This window comes from Methylobacterium sp. V23 (genome assembly GCF_002917135.1).
Taxonomy (GTDB): domain Bacteria; phylum Pseudomonadota; class Alphaproteobacteria; order Rhizobiales; family Beijerinckiaceae; genus Methylobacterium.
Genome location: NZ_PDHT01000015.1, coordinates 66,025 through 90,452, shown reverse-complemented (window position 1 = coordinate 90,452; position 24,428 = coordinate 66,025). Strand labels below are relative to the sequence as shown.

Here is a 24,428-nt window from a genome sequence, read left to right as displayed (position 1 = left end):
GGAAAGGGCTTGCCGTCCGCTTGCCGCAATCGGGCGCTCTATCCACCGGGATTGCGCCCTCGCAGCGGCGCTGCAACCCAGTGCGTACCTGCTCGAACCCAGGCCGGTGCGCCCGAATGGACGAACGTCGAAGCCATGACGGGATTGTCGATCCTCAACCTTGATGCCGTGCGAGCCGCCCCTGTCTCGCGCGAGCCCTACAGCTTCTTTCTCGGCAACGACGTGCTCAAGCCCGAGGCCGTCGACGAGATCCGCCAGGATTTCCCTGCGATCGCCAAGCCCGGCTATCTCACGGTCGACGAAGTCGCCCTCAAGGGCCGCTTCAAGGCGCTGATCGACGAACTGGAGAGCGACGCGTTCTCGCGCATCATGGGCGAGAAGTTCGGCATCGACCTCGTCTCCTGCCCGCGCCTGACCACCATCATGAAGCGCAGTCAGCTCAAATACGGCTCGATCCACACCGATGGCCCGTCCAAGGTGATGACGATGCTCATCTACATGAACGACGCCTGGGATGCCCCAGCCGCCGGGCGCCTGCGGGTGCTCTACGACGGCAAGAATTACGAACCCTTCGCCGTCGAAGTGCCTCCCACCATGGGCACGATGTTCGCCTTCCTGCGCGCCGACAATTCCTGGCATGGCCACGAGCCGTTCGAGGGCGAGCGCCGCGTCGTGCAGGTGGCGTGGGTCAAGGACGCGAATGAACTGGAGCGCAAGAAGAAGCGCAATCGCACCGCCCAATTCCTCAAAGGCATCTTCGGGCGTTAAGTTCGCGCCGAAGCCCCGTTTGGCCCTGGTCCCAAGGGACCGGGGCCCGCCGCACGATCGACAGTGCCCCGACGGACCGATCGCGCGCCGAATATCCTCTCAGTCCGGGTCTGTTTCCCGTCGCCCACGCCCGGTTCTGTCGAATCGGTCTGCAGCGGAGTAGGGCCGGCTTTTTGCGGACCACCTCGGCCGTCCCTTCATGCGCGGCGAAGATTACAGGTGACGCAAGCGCGAGCCTGTCGACGCGGCCAGCGCGCACACGCTCTTCACGCGTCTTAGTCGATATTTCCAAGTCCTGACAACCGTGCATTGTTGTGACCGGCAGGGGATGCCTACCGGGCACTGACGTGCGACGCATCACGCTGAGCCGATCGCTTGATTCGCGCGTCCGGTTCGTCCGATCCCCGGTTCGCGGCTCGCCGTCCCGACCGACAGCGAGGGGAAACGACGTTGTGGGGGGAACGGGCATGAGCGAAGCCGCGCGCCGGCCACGGGGGAGCGGCCGGCTGATTGCCGTCGCGAATATGAAGGGCGGTGTGGGCAAGACCACAACGGTCGTCATGCTGGCTGAGGCTCTGGCCGCAGACGGAGCTTCGGTGCTGGTCGTCGATCTTGATCCGCAGGCCAGCGTCTCGGTCTGCCTCGCCGGGGAGACAGCGTTGGCCGAGATGATCGCCCGGGGTCGCACCCTCGAGGCTTATCTCGCGCTCAAGCTCGTGAGCCGCGAGAAGCCACTCTTGGCACCCCGCATCCAGAGTCAGACCGGCGTCACCATGCACCGGAACGCGCCGCTGCCACTCGCGCTGCTGCCGGCCGGTCCCTACCTTCGGCTGGTCGAGCGCGAGATCCTCTACGAACTCACCGCGCGCAACTTCTCGATGCGCGCCATCGACGGAAAGCTCCGAACGATCTTCGAGGACGAGTTCGTCCCGCTCGCGGAGCGCTTCGACTACATTCTTTTCGACTGCGCACCTGGCATCTCTCCGATGACCGAAGTTGCGATCCGCGGTGCTGACCTCGTCATTGTCACGTCGATCCCAGACTATCTCTCGACCTACGGGCTCGATGCTTTCATCCAAACGGTATGGGGCGACAAGGATCGACGGCACGACGCGGTCGTACCCGCGCGACAGCCCCATGTGCTGGTGACGCGGTATCAGCCACAGGTCCGCCAGCACCAGCACACGCTGGCGCGGCTCCAGGCGGAAGCGAATGCAGAGGATCCGGGGTTCCGCCTCTTCGCAACGCGCATACCCCAGGCAGCGGCGCTGGCTGGAGCGCTCATGCCACGTCGGGATTTGCCCACGTTCTCGGGCAAGTACGGCATCCATGTCTCCACGATCCTCATCCCGCTGGTCGCAGAAGTGAAAGGGGTCTTCGATGGCGCTTGACGTGGATGGTTTCGTTGCCCTCGGGGCGATCGCGCGTTCACCGGAGGTTTTTCCGGATATTCGGGCGGACCTCGCCAGGACCGTCCGGTCCCTGGTGCTAAAGCAGTTGAAGGTCAAGAATCTGACGCTCGATGGCCTACGCCGGGTGCGCAGATGTTTGGGCACCGAAACCTACGCTCTCATCATCGACGGCCTGACCGAGGCCGAGGCGCGGGCGTTGATCGGACGTCTCGACAAGCATCACGCAGAGGCGAAGCGCGCCAAAGCTGACTGGCTTCGATGCCGCTTGGCCGATCTTGCGGGTGGTGCCGAGCCCGCGGTCAGGACGGAAGCCTCTCCGCAGCGACGGGCCGGATCCGCCGCTGGGGCTCCGAGCCTCACGCGTGCCCTCGGAAGCCCTGCCTTTACCGCATCCTGGGACCGCAAGGATCATGATCGGACTGGGAAGGCCGGATCACAAGCGGTTGGTGCGAAGGCGGTGCGCGTCAAGAAAAAAGGCGCCTGATGCGCCGCCTGCGATCCTGACTGTTGCACTGCGATCGGCTGTCGCGCAGACGAAAAAGGGGTCGCCTTACGGCGACCCCCCATTCCGATTTGGTCCGGTTCGGACTTCTTAGAAGTCCATGCCGCCCATGCCGCCGCCGCCCGGCATCGCCGGGGCGCCGCTGTCCTTCTTCGGAGCATCAGCGATCATGGCTTCGGTGGTGACGAGGAGGCCGGCGATGGAGGCGGCGTCCTGCAGGGCGGTCCGTACGACCTTGGCCGGGTCGACAATGCCGGCCTGGATCATGTCGACGTACTCTTCGGTCTGGGCGTTGAAGCCGAAAGTGATCGAAGAGGTGTTGTCGGTGATCTTGCCGACCACGATCGAGCCTTCGACGCCGGAGTTGGCAGCGATCTGGCGGATCGGGGCCTCAAGGGCCTTCAGCACGATCTTGATACCAGCCTGGACGTCCGGGTTGTCGCTCTTGAGAGCACGGACAGCTTCACGGGCACGGAGGAGGGCAGTACCACCGCCGGGAACGATGCCCTCTTCCACCGCAGCGCGAGTGGCGTTGAGCGCGTCGTCGACGCGGTCCTTCTTCTCCTTGACCTCGACCTCGGTCGCGCCACCGACGCGGATGACCGCGACGCCGCCGGCGAGCTTGGCCAGACGCTCCTGAAGCTTTTCACGGTCGTAGTCCGAGGTGGTCTCCTCGATCTGCGCCTTGATCTGGCCGACGCGGGCCTCGATGTCCGCCTTCTCACCGAGACCGTCGATGATCGTGGTGGTCTCCTTCTCGATGCGGATGCGCTTGGCGCGGCCGAGCATCGGGAGGGTGACGTTCTCGAGCTTGATGCCGAGATCCTCAGCGATCATCTGACCCTGGGTCAGGATCGCGATGTCCTCGAGCATGGCCTTGCGGCGATCGCCGAAGCCCGGAGCCTTGACGGCCGCGACCTTGAGGCCGCCGCGCAGCTTGTTCACGACGAGCGTGGCAAGCGCCTCACCCTCGATGTCCTCGGCGATGATGACGAGCGGCTTACCGGTCTGCACCACGGCCTCGAGAACCGGCAGCATCGCCTGGAGCGACGAGAGCTTCTTCTCGTGGATGAGGATGTAGGGGTCCTCGAGCTCGGCGACCATCTTCTCCGCGTTCGTGATGAAGTACGGGGAGAGGTAGCCGCGGTCGAACTGCATACCCTCGACGACATCGAGCTCGGTCTCGGCCGTCTTGGCCTCCTCGACGGTGATGACACCCTCGTTGCCGACCTTCTGCATGGCGTGGGCGATCATCTCGCCGATTTCCTTGTCGCCATTGGCCGAGATGGTGCCGACCTGGGCGACTTCCTCGGAGGAGGCGACCTTCTTCGCGCGGCTGGTGATATCCTTCACGGCGGCGGTGGTGGCGAGATCGATGCCGCGCTTCAGGTCCATCGGGTTCATGCCGGCGGCGACGTACTTGGCGCCTTCACGAACGATGGCCTGGGCCAGCACGGTGGCGGTGGTGGTGCCGTCACCCGCGATGTCGTTGGTCTTCGAGGCCACTTCGCGCACCATCTGGGCGCCCATGTTCTCGAACTTGTCGGCGAGCTCGATCTCCTTGGCGACGGTGACGCCGTCCTTGGTGATGCGCGGCGCACCGAACGACTTCTCGATGACGACGTTCCGGCCCTTGGGGCCGAGCGTCACCTTCACCGCGTCAGCGAGGATATCGACGCCACGGAGCATCTTCTCGCGGGCGTCGGAGGCGAAGCGGACTTCTTTCGCTGCCATGTCAGATCCTTATCAGTGATGGGCCCCGAGGCGCCGGATGGCGCCCTCGAAGGGCTCGTGAAAGGGAGGAGAACCGAAAGCCGACTTAGGCGACGACGCCCATAATGTCGGATTCCTTCATGATCAGGAGGTCCTGACCGTCGATCTTGACCTCGGTGCCGGACCACTTGCCGAACAGGACGCGATCACCCGCCTTGACGTCCAGCGGGTTGATGCGACCGGCTTCGTCACGGGCGCCGGGGCCGACGGCGACGATCTCGCCCTCTTGCGGCTTCTCCTTGGCGGTGTCCGGGATGATGATGCCGCCCTTGGTCTTCTCTTCGCCTTCAATGCGGCGGACGACGACACGGTCGTGCAGCGGACGGAACTTCATGAGCTGCCCTCTTGCTTCAAATTCGTGGATGGCGTTGATGCGGCGCGGCAGCGCGCTCAACCCAGGTCGTTAGCACTCTCCTTGAGTGAGTGCTAACGATGGCGCCGAGTTAGGCGCGGGCGTTCCTTAAGTCAAGACTGTCGCAGGTTCGGACGACGATCCAGCGACAGGATCATCCCCCAATTCCACAACCCGACGGAAAGTCCTTCGCGGATGATCAAGCTTCATGGTCCGCAAGGCGCGGTCGAGCCCGCGGCGCAAGCAGCCGCGGAAGCATACCCAGTGGAAGTCGTGTGGATCGATCTCGATGATCCGAGCGCCGAGGAGGCCGAGCGGGTCGAGGCCTGCACCGGCATCCGGGTCCCATCGCGCAAGGCCCTCAGCGAGGTCGAGAATTCGAGTCGGCTGCGGCGCTTGAAGACCGGGTTCTCGCTCTCGACCCCGATGGTCACCTTCGACAAACTTGATACGCAGTTGAAGCCGTTGGGCTTCGTGCTCACCCGGGATCGCCTCGTCACGGTGCGCTTCCACGAGCTGCGGGCCTTCGCGGAGGTGAAGAAGCGCATCGATACCGGCGACGGGCCGGGCACCACCTCCACCGAGATCTTCCTTCTCCTGATGGAGGAGCTCGTCGACAGTCTCGCAGATTCCCTCGAGGACATGGGCGCGGACCTCGACGAGTTGTCCACGCGGATCTTCGATTTCGATGTCCGCGGCGGTGCACCGGCCGGGGACGCCAAGCCGCGCAGCCAGACGCCGCGTCGGCGCGACCTGGCACTGCGCCGGATCCTGCGCGGCATCGGACGCCGCGGGAAGACCCTCGGCAAGATCCGTTCGAGCCTCCTCGGACTGGAGCGGATCGTCCCCTTCGTGGCCAACGAGTGCGAGCACATCCTCGGCGAGGAACAGGTGCCGCGCTTCGAAGCCGTGCGGCGCGACATCGCCTCCCTCGACGAGTTCGAAATCCGCCTCTCGGAGAACGTCCAGTTCCTTCTCGATGCGACCCTCGGTCTGATCAGCATCGAGCAGAACAACACCTTCCGGGTTCTCACCGTGGCATCGGTGGTCGGCATCCCCCCGACCCTGATCGCCTCGATGTACGGCATGAACTTCAAGCATATGCCCGAACTCGAATGGGCCTATGGCTATCCCTACGGCTTGGCACTCATCCTCGTGAGCGCCATCATTCCGATCGTTTTCTTCCGCATCCGGGGGTGGTTGTGACTGGTTGACGGAATGTTTGGCTGCCCGCGCTAGAGCGTGGCGCGGCGATGCCCCGTCCAGCCGGCATCCGAGGATGACCCGTCCACACCATGGCCGTGATCGCTGCCTTCGTCCTGAATGCCGGCCTGAACTTCGTCCTCGGCCTCCTGATCGCCAAGCTGCTGGGACCGGCGGAGTTCGGTCTGTTCGCGCTGGCGACGGCCGGTGCGATCGTGGCCAACACCGTCCTGTTCGAGTGGCTGCGTCTCTCGGCGACGCGATTCTACTCAGCCCGGGTCCGTGTCGATGAACCTTGGATCCGTCAGGGCCTCGACCGGGCTTACATGGCCCTCACGCTCAGCCTCTTCGTGGCGGCCTTGTTCTGCGCAGGACTGGGATTCACGCTCGAGCCCAGCGCGGAAAGTCGTCTCGCGATCACAGCCGGCGCGGCGGTCGCTGCCTTGGGTATCGGCGTCTTCGACTATCATGCGGCGCTCGCCCGGGCGCGCTTCGACGGCCGGCTCTACTTCAACCTCGTAGCAGTCAAGAACGGCCTCGCCTTCGTGCTGATGGCCGGGGCCGCCTGGTTCTTCCCCCAGCCCGTCTGGGTCCTGACGGCGGCCGGGATCAGCCAGGGTTTCGCGATCCTGCTGCTGTATCGGCCGCTGCGCGATCCGGTCGCCCCGCGCGTGCGGCTGAAGCTGCGGGAAGCCTGGCAACTCTTCGTTGCCTACGGCCTTCCTCTCATTGCCGCCAATGCGATCTACCAGCTCCTGCCGTTCCTGAATCGGGGCAGTATCGCGTCGCATGCAGGACTCGCCGAGGCGGGCTACTTCGCCCTCGCCGCCGATGTGACCACTCGGAGCATCGGCACCCTCGGGACCGCCCTCGACCTGCTGCTCTTCCAACTTGCGGTCCGGGTCGAGGAGGAGCAGGGGCGCGCCGCGGCCGAGCGCCAGGTCGGGCTCAACATCGGCGTGGTGGTGGCCCTGCTGCTGCCCTGCGCCGTCGGGTTCTGGGCCGTGCTGCCGGCCCTCGAGGCGCTGGTGGTGCCGGAGGCCTATCGCGGCCCCTTCGCCGCCTATGCGGGGCTGATGGTACCGGGCTTCTTCTGCCTCGCGATGACCAATTTTGCCCTCAACCCGATCTTCCAGATCCGCCGGCGCACGCGCCCGGTGATCGCCGCCGCGCTGGTTGGGCTCGCCTTGAACGGGCTCGGGTTATGGCTCCTGCCGTCCCGGTACGGTCCCGAGGGCGTCGCGATCGCCCAGACCGTCGGCCTCGGGGCCGCCACCCTCGTCCTGGCTTGGCGGGCACTCACCGGACCCCAGCGGCTGCACCTGCCCTGGTGGGAGATCCTGGCCGCCAGTATCGCCTCCCTTGCCATGGCGCTCTGCCTGCTGCCCCTGCGCCATATCGAGCCGACCCGAGCGCTGCTGCTTTCCGTTCCCCTCGGCATGGTGGTCTACGGCGTGCTCGTCTGGCTCTTCGACATCGCGGGTCTGCGCGGCCACGTGGCGGCGCGTTTCACCCGTTCCCCACCCGGGACCGCACCGGCTGAATAGCCGATCCGAACCGGATGCCATCGGCACGAACCTCCTCTAAGGTGGCTTCACAGGAACAGGATCGAGGGCGCCGCAGAGTGCCCCGGATCGGGTAGGAAACGATGCGTACATATGAGCCTCAGGACGAGGGCGCCGCGGCCGAGATCGTCCGCGCGGCGGTCGGAAGCCCGGAGCGGCTCCGCCTCGTCGGTGGAGCGACCAAGGCCGGGATCGGACGTCCGGCCCAGGACGAAGCGACGCTCTCCAGCGTGGGCCTGAGCGGCATCACGCTCTACGAGCCCGCGGAGATGGTGGTCGCCGCCCGGGCCGGGACGCCCCTGGCCGAGGTTCAGGCCCTTCTCGCGGCCCGCGGGCAGATGCTGCCCTTCGAACCCATGGACCACCGCTCCCTGATGGGCACAACCGGAGAACCAACCTTCGGCGCCGTGGCGGCGGCCAACACTTCCGGACCGCGCCGGATCAACGCGGGCGCCGCTCGCGACAGCCTCATCGGGGTGCGCTTCATCAACGGGCGCGGCGAGGCGATCAAGTCGGGCGGGCGGGTCATGAAGAACGTCACCGGGCTCGACCTGGTGAAGCTGATGGCCGGGTCCTGGGGCACCCTCGGTCTCCTGACGGAGGTGACCTTCAAGGTGCTCCCTGTTCAGGAACGGGTCGCCACGCTCGCATTCCCGGACCTCGACGATGCCCGCGCCATCACGGCCCTGAGCGCCGCCCTCGGCTCACCCTTCGAGCTGACTGGCGCCGCCCACCTGCCGGCCGGGATCGAAGGCGGCGCGGCGCGGACGCTGATGCGGATCGAGGGTTTCTCGGAGTCGATCGATTACCGCCTCGGCGAATTGCGTCGTCTGCTCAAGCGCTTCGGCCAACCCGAGATCGTCGAGGGCGAGGCGGGAACGGCGCTCTGGACGCGTATTCGCGACGCTGCCGCCTTCGCCGAGCCGCGGAGTTCCGCGGTGTGGCGCATCTCCGTCGCGCCGACCCGCGGCCCCGCCGTCACCGCCGCGATCGCCGCCCGGCGCGACGCCTGCTGGTTCTACGACTGGGGTGGTGGGCTGATCTGGCTCGCGACCGATGCGGCCGGCGATGCCGGTGCCGAAGGCGTCCGCGCCGCCGTACGGGCGCAGGGTGGGCACGCGAGCCTTGTGCGGGCACCCGACGCCGTCCGGGCGGCCGTGCCGGTCTTCGAGCCGCTGGCCGAGCCCCTCATGCGGATCACCGCGGGCATCAAGGCGGCGCATGATCCGCATGGCCTGTTCAATCCGGGGCGGATGTACGCCGGTCTCTGAGCGGGGGCGGTGCGGGACGAGGTCGCGCCGCCCGCGCTGTTCGGAGCGATTCCAAGGCTCGGCAACCGGCGCGAGACCCTCTAAACAGGTGGGACCAAGAAGACGATGCCGACGCGGGCCGGACCCGATGGACGGCACGAGGGTGGACCCGAGGACTCACCGTGCAGACCAATTTCAGCCTGACGCAACTCGCCGATCCGGCCATGGCGGCGTCCGAGAAGATCCTCCGGACGTGCGTGCATTGCGGGTTCTGCACCGCGACCTGCCCGACATATCTTCTGCTCGGCGATGAACTCGATTCGCCGCGCGGGCGGATCTACCTGATCAAGGACATGCTCGAAGGCGGAAAGCCGGCGGTGCCGGAAGTCGTCAAGCATGTCGACCGCTGCCTGTCGTGCCTGTCCTGCATGACGACCTGTCCCTCGGGTGTGCACTACATGCACCTCGTCGACCATGCGCGGAGCTATATCGAGGAAACCTATCGGCGTCCGTTGAGCGACCGGCTCCTCCGCAGCGTGCTGGCCTTCGTGCTGCCCTACCCGAACCGCTTCCGCCTGGCCCTTCTGGGCGCGAAGATCGGGGCCCCGTTCCGGCCCCTGGTGGCGCGCTTGCCGCGGGTCGGCAACCGCCTGGCGGCCATGCTCGACCTCGCCCCGGCCCACCTGCCGAACCGCAACCCGACCGACCGGCCCGGCACCTTCCCGGCCGAGACGCGCGCCCTGGAAGCGAGCGCGGCGTTGCATGGGTATACCGCACCGTCGCGTCGAGGTCGCGTGGCCCTGCTGCGCGGTTGCGCCCAGAGCGTGCTCCGTCCCGATTTCAACGAGGCGGCGATCCGGCTCCTGACCCGGCACGGGGTCGAGGTGGTCCAGGCCGCGGGGGAGGGCTGCTGCGGCGCGCTCACCCATCACATGGGCAAGGCGGATTCGTCGCATGCCCAGGCCCAGCGCACCATTGACGCCTGGATCGCCGAGATGGACGGCGCCGGTCTCGACGCGATTCTCGTCACCGCCTCCGGTTGCGGCACGACGATCAAGGATTACGGCTTCATGTTCCGCGAGGACCCGGCCTATGCGGAGAAGGCGAAGCGGGTCTCCGCCATCGCCAAGGACGTCACCGAGTACATGGCCACCATCGGGTTGATGCCGCCGATCGTCGAGACCGACCTCGTGGTCGCCTACCACTCGGCCTGCTCGATGCAGCACGGCCAGGGCATCCGCACCGAGCCGAAGAACCTCCTGAAGACGGCGGGCTTCACCGTGAAGGACGTGCCCGAGGGCCACATCTGCTGCGGCTCGGCCGGCACCTACAACATCCTCCAGCCCGAGATCGCCAACCGGCTGCGGGACCGGAAGGTCGCCAACATCGAGCGGATGCGCCCCGACGTCATCGCCACCGGCAACATCGGCTGCGCCACCCAGATCGGGAAGGGCACGGCGATCCCGATCGTCCACACGGCGGAACTGCTGGACTGGGCGACCGGCGGCCCGAAGCCGGCGGCGTTGGCGGGATTGCCCGAGCGGGCGATGCTGGCGGCGGAGTAGGGACGCATCAGCGCCGGGGCCGCTCCGCCATCGGGCGCCAGCGGTACCCCAGTCCGTCGCGGATGACGTACCCCAGCGACGGGAAGGCGGTGTGGTAGCCGGCGACGAGGACGCGATCGGTGGCGGCCATGTCGTAGATCGTCCGCCGGGTGGCAGCGCCGGCCGCTTTGTCCATGTCGAACAGGGCGTGCCAGTTGGGCCTGGCCAGCGAGGCCACCTCGTGATGGGCGCAATCGCCCCAGACCAGCAGGCGCTGGCCCGCGCTCTCCACGTGGAAGGCGAGGTGCCCCGGCGTGTGGCCGAAGGCCGCCACGGCATCGATGCCCGGAACCACCGTCTGGCCCGGGGATACGAGGCGGATCCGGTCGGCGAGGGGAAGCAGGTGGCTGCGGAAGACGCGGGCCGACCGGTACGCGTTGCCCTCGGGCGCAGCCGCGAGGCGATCGTCATCCGTCCAGAAGGCGAATTCCCGTTCGCCCACGACGTAACGGGCGTTCGGGAAGAGCGGGCGCCCGTCCTCGAGGAGGCCGCCGATATGGTCGGTGTGGCAGTGCGTCAGGACCACGAGGTCGATGTCCTCCGGTGACAGCCCGGCCTGCCGAACCCGCTGCGCCAGCTGCCCGCCGGCCGGGCGCGGGATGAAGCCCACCGCACCGTTCCCGGTGTCGAAGAGAACGGTCTCGCGGCCGGTCCGGACCAGGATCGGCGTGAAGCCGGGGCTGAAACGGTCCGCCGAACGATGGTTCTCGCGCATCAAAGCCTCGACCTCCGCCTTCGGACGGTCCTCGCCCACGATCGGCCAGGGCCCGTCGATGACCGCGTCGGCATCGCGCAGGGCCGTGACGGTGAAGGTCCCGAGGCGTATCGGCTGCAGCCCATCGACCGGGACGTTTGGGGGCAGGACGTGCGGGGCCAAGACGTTTGGGGCCAGGTTCGGCGTGGACGTGCCAGCCAGGGCCGACCTCGGCAGGGAGAAGCCGGCGACCAGGGTCGTGGCGAGATGACGGCGGGTGAGTTCGGTCATCGCTGGGAGTTTCCCGAGAGGGCCGGTTCCGTCAGGATGGGTGTGGGACCGGTCGCCAACGGTCTATCGCGGCGGGAGGGCGCTCAGCTTGAACGAACGTGCTGCGCCGCCCGGCACCTCGCCCGTCCCGCTCTGGCATGTCGAGGGCGCGCATACGCTCTACGCGGGGCCGCTGACCAACCATGCCAGCCACCAGCACGGGGCCCCGGTCTACCTCGCCGGGCTCTACGAGGCCTTCCGCATCCGCTTCGCGCCGGGGGCGTGGATCACCTGCCGCACGGCCTTCATCCCGGCCGGGATGCCGCATGAGCTGGATTGCGCCGGTGCGCCCATCGGCGTCCTCTATCGCGAGCCCGATGCCGGAGCCTGGGCCCTGACCGGCCTGATGGGTCCGGCCGAGACGGTCGGCACCGCCCTCGTGGGCATGAGCGGGGAGATCGGCGCGCTGCGTTCGCTGTTCGAGCACCGCGACGCCTGCGATTGGGCCGGCGCGGCCGTCGCCGACCTGTCCGGCTTCGCGGCCCAGCGGGTCGATCGACCGGTCGATCCCCGGATCGCGGACATCCTCGTCGACCTGCGGGCCCGGCCGGAGGCCCGGATGAGCGCGGGACGGCTGGCCATGGCGGCGTCCCTGTCCTCGTCGCGGATGCAGCACCTCTTCAGCGCGACCATGGGCGTCCCCTTCCGGCGCTATCGCGGCTGGCTGCGCATGCGCCGCGCCATCGAGGCCGTCATGCGCGGTGCCAACTTCACCGGGGCCGCCCATGAGGCGGCGTTCGCCGACCAGGCGCATTTCGCCAACGCCTTCCGCCGGACCTTCGGTGCGCCGGCCTCCTACAGCCTGCAGGACATCCGCCGCCCGATCCCGTCGCGACGCTCAGGCGCGATCGCGCAGGCTGGTCAGGACGAACACCCGCAGGGCCGATGAGAGGTTCTGGCCCTCCCGGCCGGCATCGATGGCGCCGATCAGGGCCTGGACGGACTGGTCGCGGGCCGCCGCGATCTCCCGCAGGACCTCCCAGAACGGGTCCTCCAGGGAGACGCTGGTCCGGTGGCCGGCGATCATGACCGAGCGCTTGGTGATGCCGGTGGTCATTCCGATGCCCGACCCTCTGCCGCAGGAGGGAGAGGGAGATGCGCACCCGCCATCCCCATCACCCCTCGGAATCAGGCCCCACCAGCTTGTGGCCCTCGTGGCGGGCGAACGCGATCGCCTTCTTGGCCTCCGCCAGGGTCCTGGCCTTCTTCGGGCGGCCGAAGGCGATGCGGTTGTCCGCCGCCTGCGCCTCCTTGACGTCGCGGGCCTTGGCCTTGCGGGCCTGACGCAGGTTGATGATCTCCGCCATGCCGGTCGGCTCCCTCACTCGGCGCTGGGCGCCAGCATCGTCTCCGGGCGGACCACCCGCTCGAACTCCTCGGCCGTGACGTAGCCGAGGCGCAGGGCCTCTTCCTTGAGGGTGGTGCCGTTCTTGTGCGCGGTCTTGGCGATCTCGGCGGCCTTGTCGTAGCCGATCGAGGGGGCGAGCGCGGTCACCAGCATGAGCGAACGGCTCATCAGGTCGGCGATCTTGTCCTCGTTGGCCTTGATGCCGACGACGCAGTTGTCGGTGAAGCTCACGGCCGCGTCGGCCAGGATGCGGATCGACTGCAGCACCGCGTTGGCGATCACCGGCTTGAACACGTTCAGCTCGAAATTGCCCTGGCTGCCGGCGAAGCTCACGGTGGTGCCGTTGCCGATCACCTGGGCGCAGACCATCGTCAGGGCCTCGCACTGGGTCGGGTTGACCTTGCCGGGCATGATCGACGAACCGGGCTCGTTCTCCGGCAGCGAGAGCTCGCCGAGGCCCGAGCGCGGGCCCGAGCCGAGGAAGCGGATGTCCTGGGCGATCTTGAACAGGCCGGAGGCGAGCGCCGTGAGTGCGCCTTGCGTGAAGACCAGGGCGTCATGGGTGGCCAGGGCCTCGAACTTGTTGGCGGCCGAGGTGAAGGGCAGGCCGGTCAGCTCCGCGACCTTGGCGGCGAACTTCTCCGCGAAGGCGGGATGGGCGTTGAGGCCGGTGCCCACCGCCGTGCCGCCCTGGGCCAGCGCCAGCACGCCCGGCAGGGTTGCCTTCACGCGCTCGGTGCCGAGGGCGACCTGCGCCACGTAGCCGGAGAACTCCTGGCCGAGGGAGACCGGGGTCGCATCCTGCAGGTGGGTTCGGCCGATCTTGACGATGCTGGCGAACGCCTCGGACTTGGCCTGGAGCGCGTGCTGCAGGTGCTGGAGGGCGGGCAGCAGCCGGTCGTTGATCTCGCGCGAGACCGCGATGTGCATCGCGGTCGGGAAGACGTCGTTCGAGGACTGGCCGCGGTTGACGTGGTCGTTGGGATGGACCGGGGACTTGCCGCCGCGCTTGCCGCCGAGCAGCTCGTTGGCGAGGCTGGCGATCACCTCGTTGGCGTTCATGTTCGACTGGGTGCCGGAGCCCGTCTGCCAGACCGCCAGGGGAAACTCCTGGTCGTGCTCGCCCGAGACCACCTCGGCCGCGGAGGCCGCGACGGCCTGGGCCACCTTCGGGTCGAGGGCGCCGAGATCCTGGTTCACCAGGGCGGCGGCCTGCTTGACCATGCCGAGGGCGTGGACGAGGGGCGCCGGCATCTTCTCCGTGCCGATCTTGAAGTTCTGGATCGAGCGCTGCGTCTGCGCGCCCCAGTAGCGATGCGCCGGGACCTCGATCGGGCCGAAGGTGTCGGACTCGGTGCGGGTGGCGGGCGTCTCGGTGGGCGACATCGTGGCCTCTTCGTCTGGTTCAAGCGGACCCTACTTAAACCGCACGTGGTCGGAGCGCGATGGCGCAGGTCCAGCGGGCCGTGTGCCCGGCGCCGAATTGTCATGGTTTATCAGCCCGGAGCCCGGGCCCGGAGTGTCGTCGATGTCGAGTGCCGCCGCCCGCGTTGAAGCCCCGATCGACGAAACCCGGAGGGGCGACGTCCAGACCGGCCACGCCGGGGTCGACCCGGCCGCGCCGGTCCGCTTCCGGCCCGCGGTCCCGAAGCCCCTGCGCGAGCAGCCGGGCCTGTTCGGCTTCCTCAAGGCCGCCCGCGCCAACCCGCTGACGACCTGGCTCGACGTGCATTTCGAGAAGCCGGTGGTGGCCGCCGACGGCGCCCTCGGGCGCGTCACCGTGGTGAGCGACCCGGCCCTGATCCGCTACCTCTACGTCGAGAACGCCGCCAATTATCGCAAGGACGACCTGCAGCGGCGGGTCCTGGCGCCCGGCCTCGGCAACGGCCTGCTCACCGCCGAGGGCGAGGAGTGGAAGCTGCAGCGCCGGACCCTGGCGCCGATCTTCTCGGCCCGGCACGTGCTCGGTTTCAACGGAGCCATGAACGCCGCCGGTGCCCGCATCGCGCGCCGGCTGGCCCGCCGCGACGGCACCCGCATCGACGTCGCCCTGGAGATGACCCGCGTCACCCTCGACGTGCTGGAGCGGACGATCTTCACCAACGGCCTCGCCAGCGACCCCGACGCCCTGGGCCGCGCGATCACCCGCTTCCTCGAATCGGTCGGTCCGATCGACCCCCTCGACGTGTTCGGGGTGCCGGGCTTCGTGCCGCGCATCGGCCGCCTGCGGGCGCGGCCTGCCCTCCGCTTCTTCGCCGAGGTGGTGGACGAACTGATCGAGCGCCGACGCGCCCTGATCGCGCAGGGGACCGCGCCCGCCGACCTGCTGACGCTCCTCCTGAAGGCGCAGGACCCCGAAACCGGCAAGGGCCTCACCGACCTCGAGGTGAAGGCCAACATCGTCACCTTCATCGCCGCCGGCCACGAGACCACGGCCAACGCCCTGACCTGGGCGCTCTACTGCCTGTCGCAGGACCCCGCCGCCCAGGCGCGGATCGAGGCGGAGGTCGATGCCGTGCCGGCGGGCCAGGACTTCGACGCGGATGCGCTGCCCTACACCAAGGCCGTGATGGAGGAGACCATGCGGCTGTTCCCGCCGGTGCCCTTCCTGAGCCGGCAAGCCATCGCGGAGGACCGGATCGGCCGCATCAAGATCCCCAAGGGCTCCCTGGTGATGGTGGCGCCCTACGTGCTCCATCGCCACAAGACCCTGTGGCAGGAGCCCGGCGTCTTCATGCCCGAGCGCTTCCTGCCCGAGGCCCGGGCCGCGATCCCGCGCTTCGCCTACCTGCCGTTCGGGGCCGGCCCCCGCGTCTGCATCGGCCAGAGCTTCTCGCTGCAGGAGGCGGTGGTGGTGCTCGCCCACATCGCCCGCGCGGCGCGCTTCACCCTGGCCGACGACCACGCCCCGGTGGTCCCGCTCCACCGCGTCACGCTGCGGCCGGAGCACGGGCTGCACATGACGGTGCATCCGCGGGGGTGAGGGACGCGCTGTCCTGTCCGAAGGGCCGTCGTCTCGATCCAGGCGGTGTTGGGGGCAGTACCCGCGCGGCACCGCGTCAGCCCGGGGGCGCACGGCGCCGGGGATTCAGACCCGCACGGGGTGCAGGACTTGAAGCCCTCGGCGGTTCGGGCCTGCACGCCTCCGGCGCGCGCCTGCAGGTCCGGGCCCGCCTGCGGCGACCCGGACCGACGGTTCGGTTTTCCCGGTGAGCGTCCGCGTCGACGCTGCCTTCGGTCAGCTCTTCTTGCGGAAGGCGTCGAGGCTGACGACCTCGGCGCTGGTCTCGCTGCCGTCCTCGGCCTTCTTGGCCGCCGGCTTCGATTCGGACCCGTCCTCCGACTTCGCGGCCTGGGCGGCGGGGGCCGGTGCGGTGCCGGAGCCGATCTTGGGGACGGCGCTGCCGATGGTGGCGAGGCCCGTGCTCTTCGGCTTGATCTCGGTGGGCTCCGAGGCGGCGCCGCGGGGCGGGGTCTTGCCGGCCAGGGCCGGCGCCTCCTCCGAATCCTCCTCGGAGGCGGCCGTCTCCGTGCCCTCGCTGAGGTCGAACTTCAGGCCGAACTGGACGGAGGGGTCGAAGAAGCCCGTCAGGGCGTCGAAGGGCACCAGCAGGCGCTCGGGCACCCCGGAGAAGGACAGCCCGACCTCGAAGGTGTGCTCGTTGACGCCGAGGTCCCAGAACTGGTGCTGGAGCACGATCGTCATGTCCTGCGGGTATTTTTCGCGCAGGCGCTGCGACATGCGCACGCCCGGCGCCTCGGTGCGGAACGAGACGTAGAAGTGGTGCTCGCCCGCGAGCCCCTCGCGGGCCGCGTCGGTCAGCACCTTGCGCACCACGCCGCGCAGCGCGTCCTGCACCAGAAGATCGTAGCGGATCAGGTCGTCTGCCATCTGCGGTCGCTTATGCCCGGTCACTGCCCGCCGTCACACGCCGCGATGGCGCTCCGGGTCGGATGAAAATCGAATGGGAACGCCGATGCCCGGCCCTCCCAGAACCCTGCCTGAACAGCCGTCGCGGCCATCCGGGCTTCCGCCCCATCGGGGACGCCCGCCCCGAACGATCCGCGACGCGGCGGCTGCCCGGCGCGGCACTGACCGAGATCCCTGCAACGGACCGAGCTTCCGCCAAAACCCGGGGCCTGTCGAGCCTCGGACCCTTGCGTCCAAAAGCCCGTGGTCCGGAGAGGGGCTGCCGGGTTACCGTTCGGGTCTCGAAGCCGTTCCGGCACCGCCAGATCCCCGTCCTCGCCGAGCATTTCGGTCAACGCCTTGATTATAGTGGGAGTGCCGCAGCATTTGAAGCCCGATGATGGGGCGCCGATGCCCGAGGTGCCGGCAGGCGGGTCCGCCCCCGCACGGCCGCGGCCGTCCCGGGTCCGCACCGGCCTCGGCGCCGCGGCGGCGCTGGTCGGGCTGGCCTTCGCGGCGTTCCTGGCCCTGGCGGTGGCGACCCTCCTCGCCCTGGTGATCGTGCGGGTGGGCGGCGACTGGATCGACGGCGTCGCCGTCCTGGGCGGGGACCGTCCGCGCCTGCATCCCCGCCAGCTCGCCCTGCGGGAACTCTCCGTGGACGTGGTGCGGCAGCTGGTCCTCGCCCTCCTGGTCGTGGGGGCGGTGCGCTGGCGCGACGGCGCGGCCTGGCGCCGGACCCTGGCCCTGGTCCCGCCGGTGCCCCCGCCCTGGGGGCCCGGCGCCCCGGGCCTGTCGGTGCGCCGCTTCGCCGTGATCCTGCTGGTCTGGCCCGTGCTCCACATCACCTGGGTGACCGGCAGCGCCGAGCTGTTCCGGATGCCGATCGGCCGGCACACCGCCCTGTCGCCGGGCCTCACTCCGGCCGCGGCGGCCCTGTGGTTCGCCTACGTGCTCGTCCTGGCCCCGGTGGCGGAGGAGCTGCTGATGCGCGGGGTCCTGTTCGCCCGGGCGCGGGAGGCCTTCACGGCGCCGGGGGCGATCCTGGCGACGGCCCTGCTCTTCGCCGGCGCGCACCTCACCCCCGCGGGCTTCGCCCGGCCGGTCTCGCTCATCCCCCTGGCGCTCATCCTCGGCTGGGTGCGCTGGCGCAGCGGCCGGCTCTGGCCGGGTATCCTGCTCCACGCCTGGAGCAACCTCGCGATGATCGCCTACGTGCTGGGGCCGGCCGTCGGCTGAGGCCGGCGCGGAGGCGGGGCGATGGCACGACCTGTTGACGCCCCAGCCCGCCACCTCGCCAGCCAACGCGCTTCGGGGTATTCCGGGGACCCCCGCCTCGGAGCCGCGATGCACGCCTATCACCAGCTTCTCGAACGCATCCTGCAGGACGGGGTGCGCAAGGACGACCGGACCGGCACCGGCACCCTCTCGGTGTTCGGGCATCAGATGCGCTTCGACCTCGCGGAGGGCTTTCCCCTCGTCACCACGAAGCAGCTGCACCTGCGCTCGATCATCCACGAGCTGCTGTGGTTCCTCACGGGCGACACCAACGTGCGCGCCCTCCAGGCCAACGGCGTCAGCATCTGGGACGAGTGGGCGGATGCGAACGGCGACCTCGGGCCGGTCTACGGCCACCAGTGGCGCTCCTGGGCCAAGCCCGACGGCGGCAGCGTCGACCAGATCGCCTGGGTGCTCGACGAGATCCGGCGCAACCCGGATTCCCGGCGCCTCATCGTCTCGGCCTGGAACCCGGCCGACCTCGACCGGATGGCGCTGGCGCCCTGCCACTGCCTGTTCCAGTTCTACGTCGCCGAGGGGCGGCTCTCGTGCCAGCTCTACCAGCGCTCGGCGGACGTCTTCCTCGGCGTGCCCTTCAACATCGCGAGCTACGCCCTCCTGACCGCGATGATCGCCCAGGTGACAGGCCTGACGCCCGGCGACTTCATCCATACCCTCGGGGACGCCCACCTCTACGTGAACCACCTCGAACAGGCCCGGCTGCAGCTGACGCGGGCGCAGCGGCCGCTGCCGCGCCTCGTGCTCAACCCCGGCGTGACCTCGCTGTTCGACTTCCGTTTCGAGGACGTCGCGATCGAGGGCTACGCCCCCCATCCGGCGATCCACGCCCCGGTGGCCGTCTGATGCCGGCCCCCCGCATCACGATCATCGCGGCGGTCGCCCGCAACGGCGTCATCGGCCGCGACAATGACCTGATCTGGCGCCTGCGCAGCGACCTGCGCCGGTTCAAGGCCCTGACCATGGGCAAGCCCCTGCTGATGGGGCGCAAGACCTTCGCGTCGATCGGCAAGCCGCTGCCCGGCCGGCGCACCATCGTGCTCACCCGCGATCCCGGCTTCGCGGTGCCCGAGGTCGCGGTGGCGCATGACTGGGCGGGCGCCCTCGCGGCGGCCGAGGGCGCCGACGAGCTGATGGTGGCAGGCGGCGGCGAGATCTACGCCCTGGCGCTGCCCCAGGCCGAGCGCATCCACCTCACCGAGGTCGATCTGGCGCCCGAGGGCGACACGGTGTTCCCGCCGTTCGACCGCGGCCTCTACCGGGAGACGCACCGCGAGGCGCATCCCCCCGGCGAGCACGATGCCTGCGCGTTCAGCTTCGTCGATCTGGCGCGCACGGCGTGATGGCGCCGTAAACCATGGAAGCGCGACCCATTGCGCAATGGGCGCCGGTGCGGTTGTCTTTCCCGCGCCCGATGCCCAAGTGGCAATCTTGACAGGATCCCGGGCGCCCACGCAGGTGCCAGGGTCGGGTCACGACGAGATCAACACTCTTGTCCACGCGGGGGAGTTCCGGCCCGCCTCCTGAGGAGGCCGGGGCGGAGAGCGCGGGTGGGCTTCGTGCGCGGCGCAGACGCTGCTGGAACAGGAGAGATCGGCGAGCATGCCTTGGAGCAATCAGAGCGGCGGCGGTAGCGGCAACGGGGGAGGGCCCTGGGGCCGAGGCGGCGGCGGCAATGGCGGCGGGGGTGGCCCGTGGGGCGGTGGCGGCGGCGGTGGCGGCAAGACCCCGCCGGACCTCGAGGAACTCCTGCGACGCAGCCAGGACCGCCTGCGCGGCGTGCTCCCGGGCGGCTCCTTCGGCGGCGGCCGCGGCCTCCTGATCGCCGGCGGCATCGTGGTCGCCGTCTGGCTCGCGACCGGCTTCTACACCGTGGCGCCGCAGCAGGTCGGCATCGAGACGGTCTTCGGCCGCTACCTCAGCACCACCGGCCAGGGCCTCAACTACAACTTCCCGGCTCCCATCGGCGCCGTGACCAAGCCGAATGTCGGCCAGGTCAACAGCGTGCAGATCGGCTACCGCGCCGGGCTCGGCAACCAGAGCCGCACCGTCGACAAGCCCGAGGAGAGCCTGATGCTCACGGGCGACGAGAACATCGTCGACCTCGACTTCGAGGTGCAGTGGCGCATCAATCCCCTGAAGGCGTCCGACTTCGTCTTCAACCTCGAGAATCCCGAGGGCACGATCAAGGCCATCGCCGAGAGCGCGATGCGTGAGGTCGTCGGTCGTCGCAACATCCAGCCGATCCTCACCAACGAGCAGTCGAGCGTCGCCCAGGAGGTCCGCGAGATCACCCAGAAGGCCCTCGACGAGTACGGCGCCGGCGTGCGCATCGAGCTGGTCCAGCTCGTCAGCGTGCAGCCTCCGCCGGAGGTGCGGCCCGCCTTCTTCGACGTGAACGCGGCGCAGCAGGATGCCGAGCGCGCCAAGAACGACGCGCGCACCTACGAGAGCCAGAAGGTGCCGCTCGCCAAGGGTGAGGCCCAGAAGATCATCCAGGCGGCGGAAGCCTACAAGACGCAGTCGACGGCCGACGCGACCGGCCAGGCCGCCCGCTTCAGCCAGGTCTACGAATCCTACAAGGTCGCCCCGGTCATCAGCCGCGAGCGCATCTTCCTCGAAACGATGGAGCGGGTCCTGGGCTCGGTCAACAAGGTGATCATCGATCAGAACGGAGCCGGTGCCGGCCCGGGCGCCAGCGCGGCCGGCGTGCTGCCGGTGCTGCCGCTGACCGAGTTCGGTCCCCGCAACGCTGCCGGTGGAGTGGCCCGATGAACAACCAAGCCCTCCGCACCGGCCTGATGATCGTGGCCGCGGCCGTGGTCGTCGGCCTCTACGCCTCGGTCTTCACCGTCGGCCAGATGCAGCAGGCCCTGGTGCTCCGCTTCGGCGGCGTCCGCGCCGTCCTGAACCAGACCGGCACCGACAAGCCCGGCCTCTACTTCAAGCTGCCGTTCTTCGAGAACGTCGTCCTGTTCGACAAGCGGGTGCTCGACCTCGACCTGCCGGTCCAGACCCTGCTGACCACCGACCGCCAGAACCTCGAGGTGGATGCCTTCGCGCGCTACCGGATCATCGATCCGCTGAAGTTCTACCAGTCGGCCAACAACATCGCCCGCGCCAACACCCTGCTGGCCAGCTTCACCAATTCGGCCCTGCGCAACCTGCTCGCCCGCTCCACCCGCGACGCCATCGTCCGGACCCAGCGCGCCGAGCTGATGAACCAGATCCAGGCCGACGTGAACCGGCAGGCCAAGGAGCTCGGCGTCGAGATCGTCGACCTGCGCATGACCCGCGTCGACCTGCCGGCCCAGAACAGCTCGGCGGTCTACAAGCGCATGACGACGGAGCGCCAGCGCGAGGCGGCCGACATCCGGGCCACCGGCGAGCAGGCCGCGGTCACGATCAAGGCCAAGGCCGACCGCGACGTCACCGTGCTGCTCTCGGAAGCCAACCAGACGGCCGAGACCCTGCGCGGCCAGGGCGACGCCGACAAGAACCGGATCCTGGCGGAAGCCTACGGCAAGGACGCGGACTTCTTCAGCTTCTACCGCTCCATGCAGGCCTACGAGACCGGGCTGAAGGGCTCCGACACGCGGCTCGTGATCAGCCCGTCCTCGGACTTCTTCCGCTACTTCAGCGATCCGCAGGGCCGGACCCCGGCGACGCCGGCCGCCCGCACCCGGGCTCCGGCCGAGCCCGGGACGACGGGCAGCACCCGCTGACGAGACCCGATGACACGCCGGCGGCGGACCCTGGTTCGCCGCCGGACTCTTGATCGGGGACCGGCGCGGACGATCTAAGACCGTCCAGACACACATGAGGTCGACCATGCTTCCCGTTGCGAGCGCCGTCCGGGCGCCCCGTTCCCGAGCGCTCCAGCGCAGCCTGCGCTCCGCCCTCGCCGCCGCGGCGCTGGCGACCTCCCTCGCGGTGGCGGGCGTCCCGGCTCCGGCCTTCGCCAAGGGCCCCGAATCCCTCGCCGACCTCGCCGATCAGGTCACCGATGCGGTGGTGAACATCTCGGCCTCCACCACCGTCGATGCGCGCCCGAACACGCGCTCCGGCCCGCAGCTGCCGCAGGGGACGCCCTTCGAGGACCTGTTCGAGGAGTTCTTCAACAAGCGCGGCCAGCGCGGCGGCGGCGACCGCAGCGAAGCCGACCGGCCGAAGCCGCAGCAGCGCAAGTCGAACTCGCTCGGATCGGGCTTCATCATCGACGCCTCCGGCATCGTGGTGACGAACAACCACGTCATCGGCGACGCCAACGACATCCAGGTCATCCTGCACAACGGCACCAAGCTGAAGGCGGAGATCATCGGCAAGGATGCCAAGATCGATCTCGCGGTGCTGCGGGTGAAGCCCGAGGCGGGCAAGCCCCTGAAGGCCGTGCCGTTCGGCGATTCCGAGAAGATGCGCCCGGGCGACTGGGTCATTGCCATCGGCAACCCGTTCGGCCTCGGCGGCTCGGTCTCGGCCGGTATCGTCTCGGCACGGGGCCGCAACATCGAGTCCGGTCCGTACGACAACTACATCCAGACCGACGCGGCCATCAACAAGGGCAATTCCGGCGGTCCGCTGTTCAACATGAACGGCGAGGTCATCGGCATCAACACCGCGATCCTGTCGCCCACCGGCGGCTCGGTCGGCATCGGCTTCGCGGTCCCGTCGAACAACGCCTCCCAGGTCATCGACCAGCTGCGCGAGTTCGGTGAGGTCCGCCGCGGCTGGCTCGGCGTGCGCATCCAGAACGTCGACGAGACCACCGCCGAGGCCCTCGACATGAAGGATGGGGTCAAGGGCGCGCTGGTGGCCGGCGTCGACGAGAAGGGCCCGGCCAAGGCCGCCGGCCTCGAGATCGGCGACGTCATCGTCAAGTTCAACGGCACGGCGGTGAAGTCGTCCAGCGACCTGCCCCGGATCGTCGCCTCGACGCCGGTCGGCAAGACGGTGGACGTGCTGGTGATCCGCAAGGGTGCCGAGACCACGAAATCGGTCACCCTCGGCCGCCTCGAGGACACCGACAAGCCGACGCTCGCCAGCGTCAAGCAGCCGGAGCCCGAGAGCGCCGTGCGCCAGGTGCTCGGCCTCAACCTGTCGGGCATCACCGACGAGGCCCGCAAGCGCTACAGCCTCAAGGACGGCCTCAAGGGCGTCCTCGTCACCCGCGTCGATCCGAACTCCACGGCGGCCGACAAGCAGATCAAGCCGGGCGAGGTCATCGTCGAGGTCGGGCAGGAGGCGGTGAACGCCCCGGCCGATGTCAGCAAGCGCATCGACCAGCTCAAGAAGGACGGTCGCAAGTCGGTCCTGCTCCTCGTCGCCGGCGCCAGCGGCGACGTCCGCTTCGTGGCCCTCGGGATCGACTGATCCTGCCGAGCCGCGAGACGCTCTGAAGCCGCCGCCCCAGAGGGCGGCGGTTTCGTTTCGGCGGGTGGGACGCTGTCCCCCCGCACCGCCTGCGTGGCGGGGCGATCCGGCGGGATTGGTCTTCGTGCGGGGCGAGGCGCCGCTCAGCCCACGAATTCGGCCGAGGCATAGCCTTGGAGGTAGAGCAGGGCGGTCAGGTCGCCGTGGTCGATCCGCACCTGTGCGGCCGCCGCCACCTTGGGCTTGGCCCGGAAGGCGACGCCGAGGCCGGCCTCGCCGAGCATGTCGAGGTCGTTGGCGCCGTCGCCCACCGCCAGGGTCTCCGGGGCCTCGAGCCCGAAGCGGCTGCGCAGGGCGATCAGGGTGGCGCGCTTCGTCGCCTTGTCGACGATCGGCTCGATGACCTCGCCGGTGAGGCGACCGTCCCGGACTCCGAGGGTGGTGGCCTGGGCCTCGTCGAAGCCGATCCGGGCCGAGACCGGCCCGGTGAACAGGGTGAAGCCCCCCGAGATCAGGCAGGTATGGCTGCCGTGCGCCTTCATGGTCTGCACCAGGGTGCGGCCGCCCGGCGTCAGGGTGATCCGCTCGGCGATCAGCGCGTCGATCTTGTCCACCGGCACGTCGCGCAGGAGGGCGACGCGCTCGCGCAGGGCCGGGCCGAAGGCGATCTCGCCCCGCATGGCGCGCTCGGTGATCGCCGCGACGTGGTCCTTCAGGCCGATCGTGTCGGCGAGCTCGTCGATGCATTCCTGCTCGATCATGGTCGAATCCATGTCGGCCAGGAACAGGCGCTTGCGCCGGTGCGGCCCGGCGTCGAGGACGGCCACGTCGATCGGCTCGGAGGCCAGCGCCGCGCGCAGGCGGCGCGCCAGGGACGGCGCATCCGCCTCCGCGCCCGGGACCAGGACTTCGGCCGCGACCTCCCCGTGCAGGATGCGGGGCTGATGCTCGGTGCGCATCACCGCGCGGGTCTCGGCCAGGACCGCATCGGTGATGGCGGGGCGGCTCTCGTTTGCTATCAGGATCGCGACGAGGGTCATCCGGGAGCTTT

Annotated in this window: 23 protein-coding genes; 15 read left to right on the top strand and 8 right to left on the bottom strand. The window is 69.2% G+C overall.

The window, feature by feature from the left end; translation table 11 throughout:
• The first annotated feature begins 135 nt into the window (after positions 1 to 135).
• The 3 genes from CRT23_RS15625 (at position 136) to CRT23_RS15615 (ending at position 2,664) form a co-directional block, all read left to right on the top strand.
• Positions 136 to 768, top strand: a complete 633-nt coding sequence (locus tag CRT23_RS15625; protein WP_055956504.1) for a 2OG-Fe(II) oxygenase — start codon at positions 136 to 138, stop codon at positions 766 to 768.
• A 467-nt stretch (positions 769 to 1,235) separates the two neighbouring features.
• Positions 1,236 to 2,159 (top strand): AAA family ATPase, encoded by a 924-nt coding sequence (locus CRT23_RS15620; protein ID WP_103710427.1) that lies wholly within the window; start codon positions 1,236 to 1,238, stop codon positions 2,157 to 2,159.
• Positions 2,149 to 2,664 (top strand): hypothetical protein, encoded by a 516-nt coding sequence (locus tag CRT23_RS15615; protein ID WP_103710426.1) that lies wholly within the window; start codon positions 2,149 to 2,151, stop codon positions 2,662 to 2,664. The genes CRT23_RS15620 and CRT23_RS15615 overlap by 11 nt, the downstream gene beginning before the upstream one ends.
• Before the next feature lie 108 nt (positions 2,665 to 2,772).
• On the opposite strand, the gene groL is transcribed toward CRT23_RS15615, so the two are convergent.
• Complete coding sequence (gene groL, locus CRT23_RS15610; RefSeq protein ID WP_056273599.1) at positions 2,773 to 4,416, bottom strand: chaperonin GroEL; 1,644 nt, start codon at positions 4,414 to 4,416, stop codon at positions 2,773 to 2,775.
• Between the two features lie 85 nt (positions 4,417 to 4,501).
• Positions 4,502 to 4,789, bottom strand: a complete 288-nt coding sequence (groES, locus tag CRT23_RS15605; RefSeq protein WP_056094907.1) for a co-chaperone GroES — start codon at positions 4,787 to 4,789, stop codon at positions 4,502 to 4,504.
• A 213-nt stretch (positions 4,790 to 5,002) separates the two neighbouring features.
• On the opposite strand from groES, the gene CRT23_RS15600 reads away from it, so the two are divergent.
• The 4 genes from CRT23_RS15600 to CRT23_RS15585 all read left to right on the top strand — a co-directional run bounded on the left by CRT23_RS15600 (position 5,003) and on the right by CRT23_RS15585 (position 10,390).
• A complete protein-coding gene (locus CRT23_RS15600; protein WP_103710425.1) occupies positions 5,003 to 6,013 on the top strand; it encodes a magnesium transporter CorA family protein in 1,011 nt (336 codons plus the stop codon).
• An 89-nt stretch (positions 6,014 to 6,102) separates the two neighbouring features.
• Positions 6,103 to 7,557 (top strand): lipopolysaccharide biosynthesis protein, encoded by a 1,455-nt coding sequence (locus CRT23_RS15595; protein WP_103710424.1) that lies wholly within the window; start codon positions 6,103 to 6,105, stop codon positions 7,555 to 7,557.
• 101 nt (positions 7,558 to 7,658) lie between these two features.
• Positions 7,659 to 8,846: an FAD-binding protein gene (locus CRT23_RS15590; protein WP_103710423.1), complete on the top strand. Its 1,188-nt coding sequence runs from the start codon at positions 7,659 to 7,661 to the stop codon at positions 8,844 to 8,846.
• Between the two features lie 161 nt (positions 8,847 to 9,007).
• Positions 9,008 to 10,390, top strand: a complete 1,383-nt coding sequence (locus CRT23_RS15585; protein ID WP_103710422.1) for a heterodisulfide reductase-related iron-sulfur binding cluster — start codon at positions 9,008 to 9,010, stop codon at positions 10,388 to 10,390.
• A gap of 7 nt (positions 10,391 to 10,397) precedes the next feature.
• Here CRT23_RS15585 and CRT23_RS15580 read toward each other — a convergent pair whose 3' ends face one another.
• On the bottom strand, positions 10,398 to 11,414 hold the full coding sequence (locus tag CRT23_RS15580) for an MBL fold metallo-hydrolase (protein ID WP_103710421.1): 1,017 nt from the start codon (positions 11,412 to 11,414) through the stop codon (positions 10,398 to 10,400).
• 88 nt (positions 11,415 to 11,502) lie between these two features.
• Here CRT23_RS15580 and CRT23_RS15575 point away from each other — a divergent pair, with 88 nt between their 5' ends.
• Positions 11,503 to 12,342 carry an AraC family transcriptional regulator gene (locus tag CRT23_RS15575; RefSeq protein ID WP_103710420.1) on the top strand — a complete coding sequence of 280 codons (840 nt, stop codon included), beginning with the start codon at positions 11,503 to 11,505 and terminating at the stop codon, positions 12,340 to 12,342.
• Here CRT23_RS15575 and CRT23_RS15570 read toward each other — a convergent pair.
• From CRT23_RS15570 to fumC, 3 genes are read right to left on the bottom strand one after another with little or no spacing between them, the layout of a single operon-like run.
• Positions 12,292 to 12,510 carry a ribbon-helix-helix domain-containing protein gene (locus CRT23_RS15570; RefSeq protein WP_055956479.1) on the bottom strand — a complete coding sequence of 73 codons (219 nt, stop codon included), beginning with the start codon at positions 12,508 to 12,510 and terminating at the stop codon, positions 12,292 to 12,294. The two genes, CRT23_RS15575 and CRT23_RS15570, sit on opposite strands and share 51 nt — an antisense overlap.
• 58 nt (positions 12,511 to 12,568) lie before the next feature.
• Entirely contained in the window at positions 12,569 to 12,760 is a 192-nt protein-coding gene (locus tag CRT23_RS15565) for a DUF4169 family protein (protein ID WP_103710419.1), read from the bottom strand.
• Between the two features lie 14 nt (positions 12,761 to 12,774).
• Entirely contained in the window at positions 12,775 to 14,187 is a 1,413-nt protein-coding gene (gene fumC / locus CRT23_RS15560) for a class II fumarate hydratase (RefSeq protein WP_055956474.1), read from the bottom strand.
• A gap of 142 nt (positions 14,188 to 14,329) precedes the next feature.
• Between fumC and CRT23_RS15555 the strand changes: the two genes are divergently transcribed.
• Positions 14,330 to 15,784 (top strand): cytochrome P450, encoded by a 1,455-nt coding sequence (locus tag CRT23_RS15555; RefSeq protein WP_103710418.1) that lies wholly within the window; start codon positions 14,330 to 14,332, stop codon positions 15,782 to 15,784.
• Positions 15,785 to 16,039: 255 nt separating this feature from the next.
• Here the strand turns inward: CRT23_RS15555 and CRT23_RS15550 are convergent, their stop codons facing one another.
• Positions 16,040 to 16,693 carry a ClpXP protease specificity-enhancing factor SspB gene (locus CRT23_RS15550; RefSeq protein WP_055956470.1) on the bottom strand — a complete coding sequence of 218 codons (654 nt, stop codon included), beginning with the start codon at positions 16,691 to 16,693 and terminating at the stop codon, positions 16,040 to 16,042.
• A gap of 405 nt (positions 16,694 to 17,098) precedes the next feature.
• Between CRT23_RS15550 and CRT23_RS15545 the strand changes: the two genes are divergently transcribed.
• The 6 genes from CRT23_RS15545 to CRT23_RS15520 all read left to right on the top strand — a co-directional run bounded on the left by CRT23_RS15545 (position 17,099) and on the right by CRT23_RS15520 (position 23,377).
• Positions 17,099 to 17,950 (top strand): CPBP family intramembrane glutamic endopeptidase, encoded by an 852-nt coding sequence (locus tag CRT23_RS15545; RefSeq protein WP_245436271.1) that lies wholly within the window; start codon positions 17,099 to 17,101, stop codon positions 17,948 to 17,950.
• Positions 17,951 to 18,058: 108 nt separating this feature from the next.
• Positions 18,059 to 18,853: a thymidylate synthase gene (locus CRT23_RS15540; protein WP_103710416.1), complete on the top strand. Its 795-nt coding sequence runs from the start codon at positions 18,059 to 18,061 to the stop codon at positions 18,851 to 18,853.
• Positions 18,853 to 19,350: a dihydrofolate reductase gene (locus tag CRT23_RS15535; RefSeq protein WP_055956465.1), complete on the top strand. Its 498-nt coding sequence runs from the start codon at positions 18,853 to 18,855 to the stop codon at positions 19,348 to 19,350. The genes CRT23_RS15540 and CRT23_RS15535 overlap by 1 nt, the downstream gene beginning before the upstream one ends.
• A gap of 259 nt (positions 19,351 to 19,609) precedes the next feature.
• On the top strand, positions 19,610 to 20,782 hold the full coding sequence (gene hflK / locus CRT23_RS15530) for an FtsH protease activity modulator HflK (protein ID WP_055956462.1): 1,173 nt from the start codon (positions 19,610 to 19,612) through the stop codon (positions 20,780 to 20,782).
• Positions 20,779 to 21,732 carry a protease modulator HflC gene (gene hflC, locus CRT23_RS15525; RefSeq protein WP_055956460.1) on the top strand — a complete coding sequence of 318 codons (954 nt, stop codon included), beginning with the start codon at positions 20,779 to 20,781 and terminating at the stop codon, positions 21,730 to 21,732. Before hflK ends, hflC begins: the two co-directional genes overlap by 4 nt.
• 106 nt (positions 21,733 to 21,838) lie before the next feature.
• Complete coding sequence (locus CRT23_RS15520) at positions 21,839 to 23,377, top strand: DegQ family serine endoprotease (RefSeq protein ID WP_103710415.1); 1,539 nt, start codon at positions 21,839 to 21,841, stop codon at positions 23,375 to 23,377.
• Positions 23,378 to 23,520: 143 nt separating this feature from the next.
• On the opposite strand, the gene serB is transcribed toward CRT23_RS15520, so the two are convergent.
• On the bottom strand, positions 23,521 to 24,417 hold the full coding sequence (serB, locus tag CRT23_RS15515) for a phosphoserine phosphatase SerB (protein WP_103710462.1): 897 nt from the start codon (positions 24,415 to 24,417) through the stop codon (positions 23,521 to 23,523).
• Positions 24,418 to 24,428 lie beyond the last annotated feature (11 nt).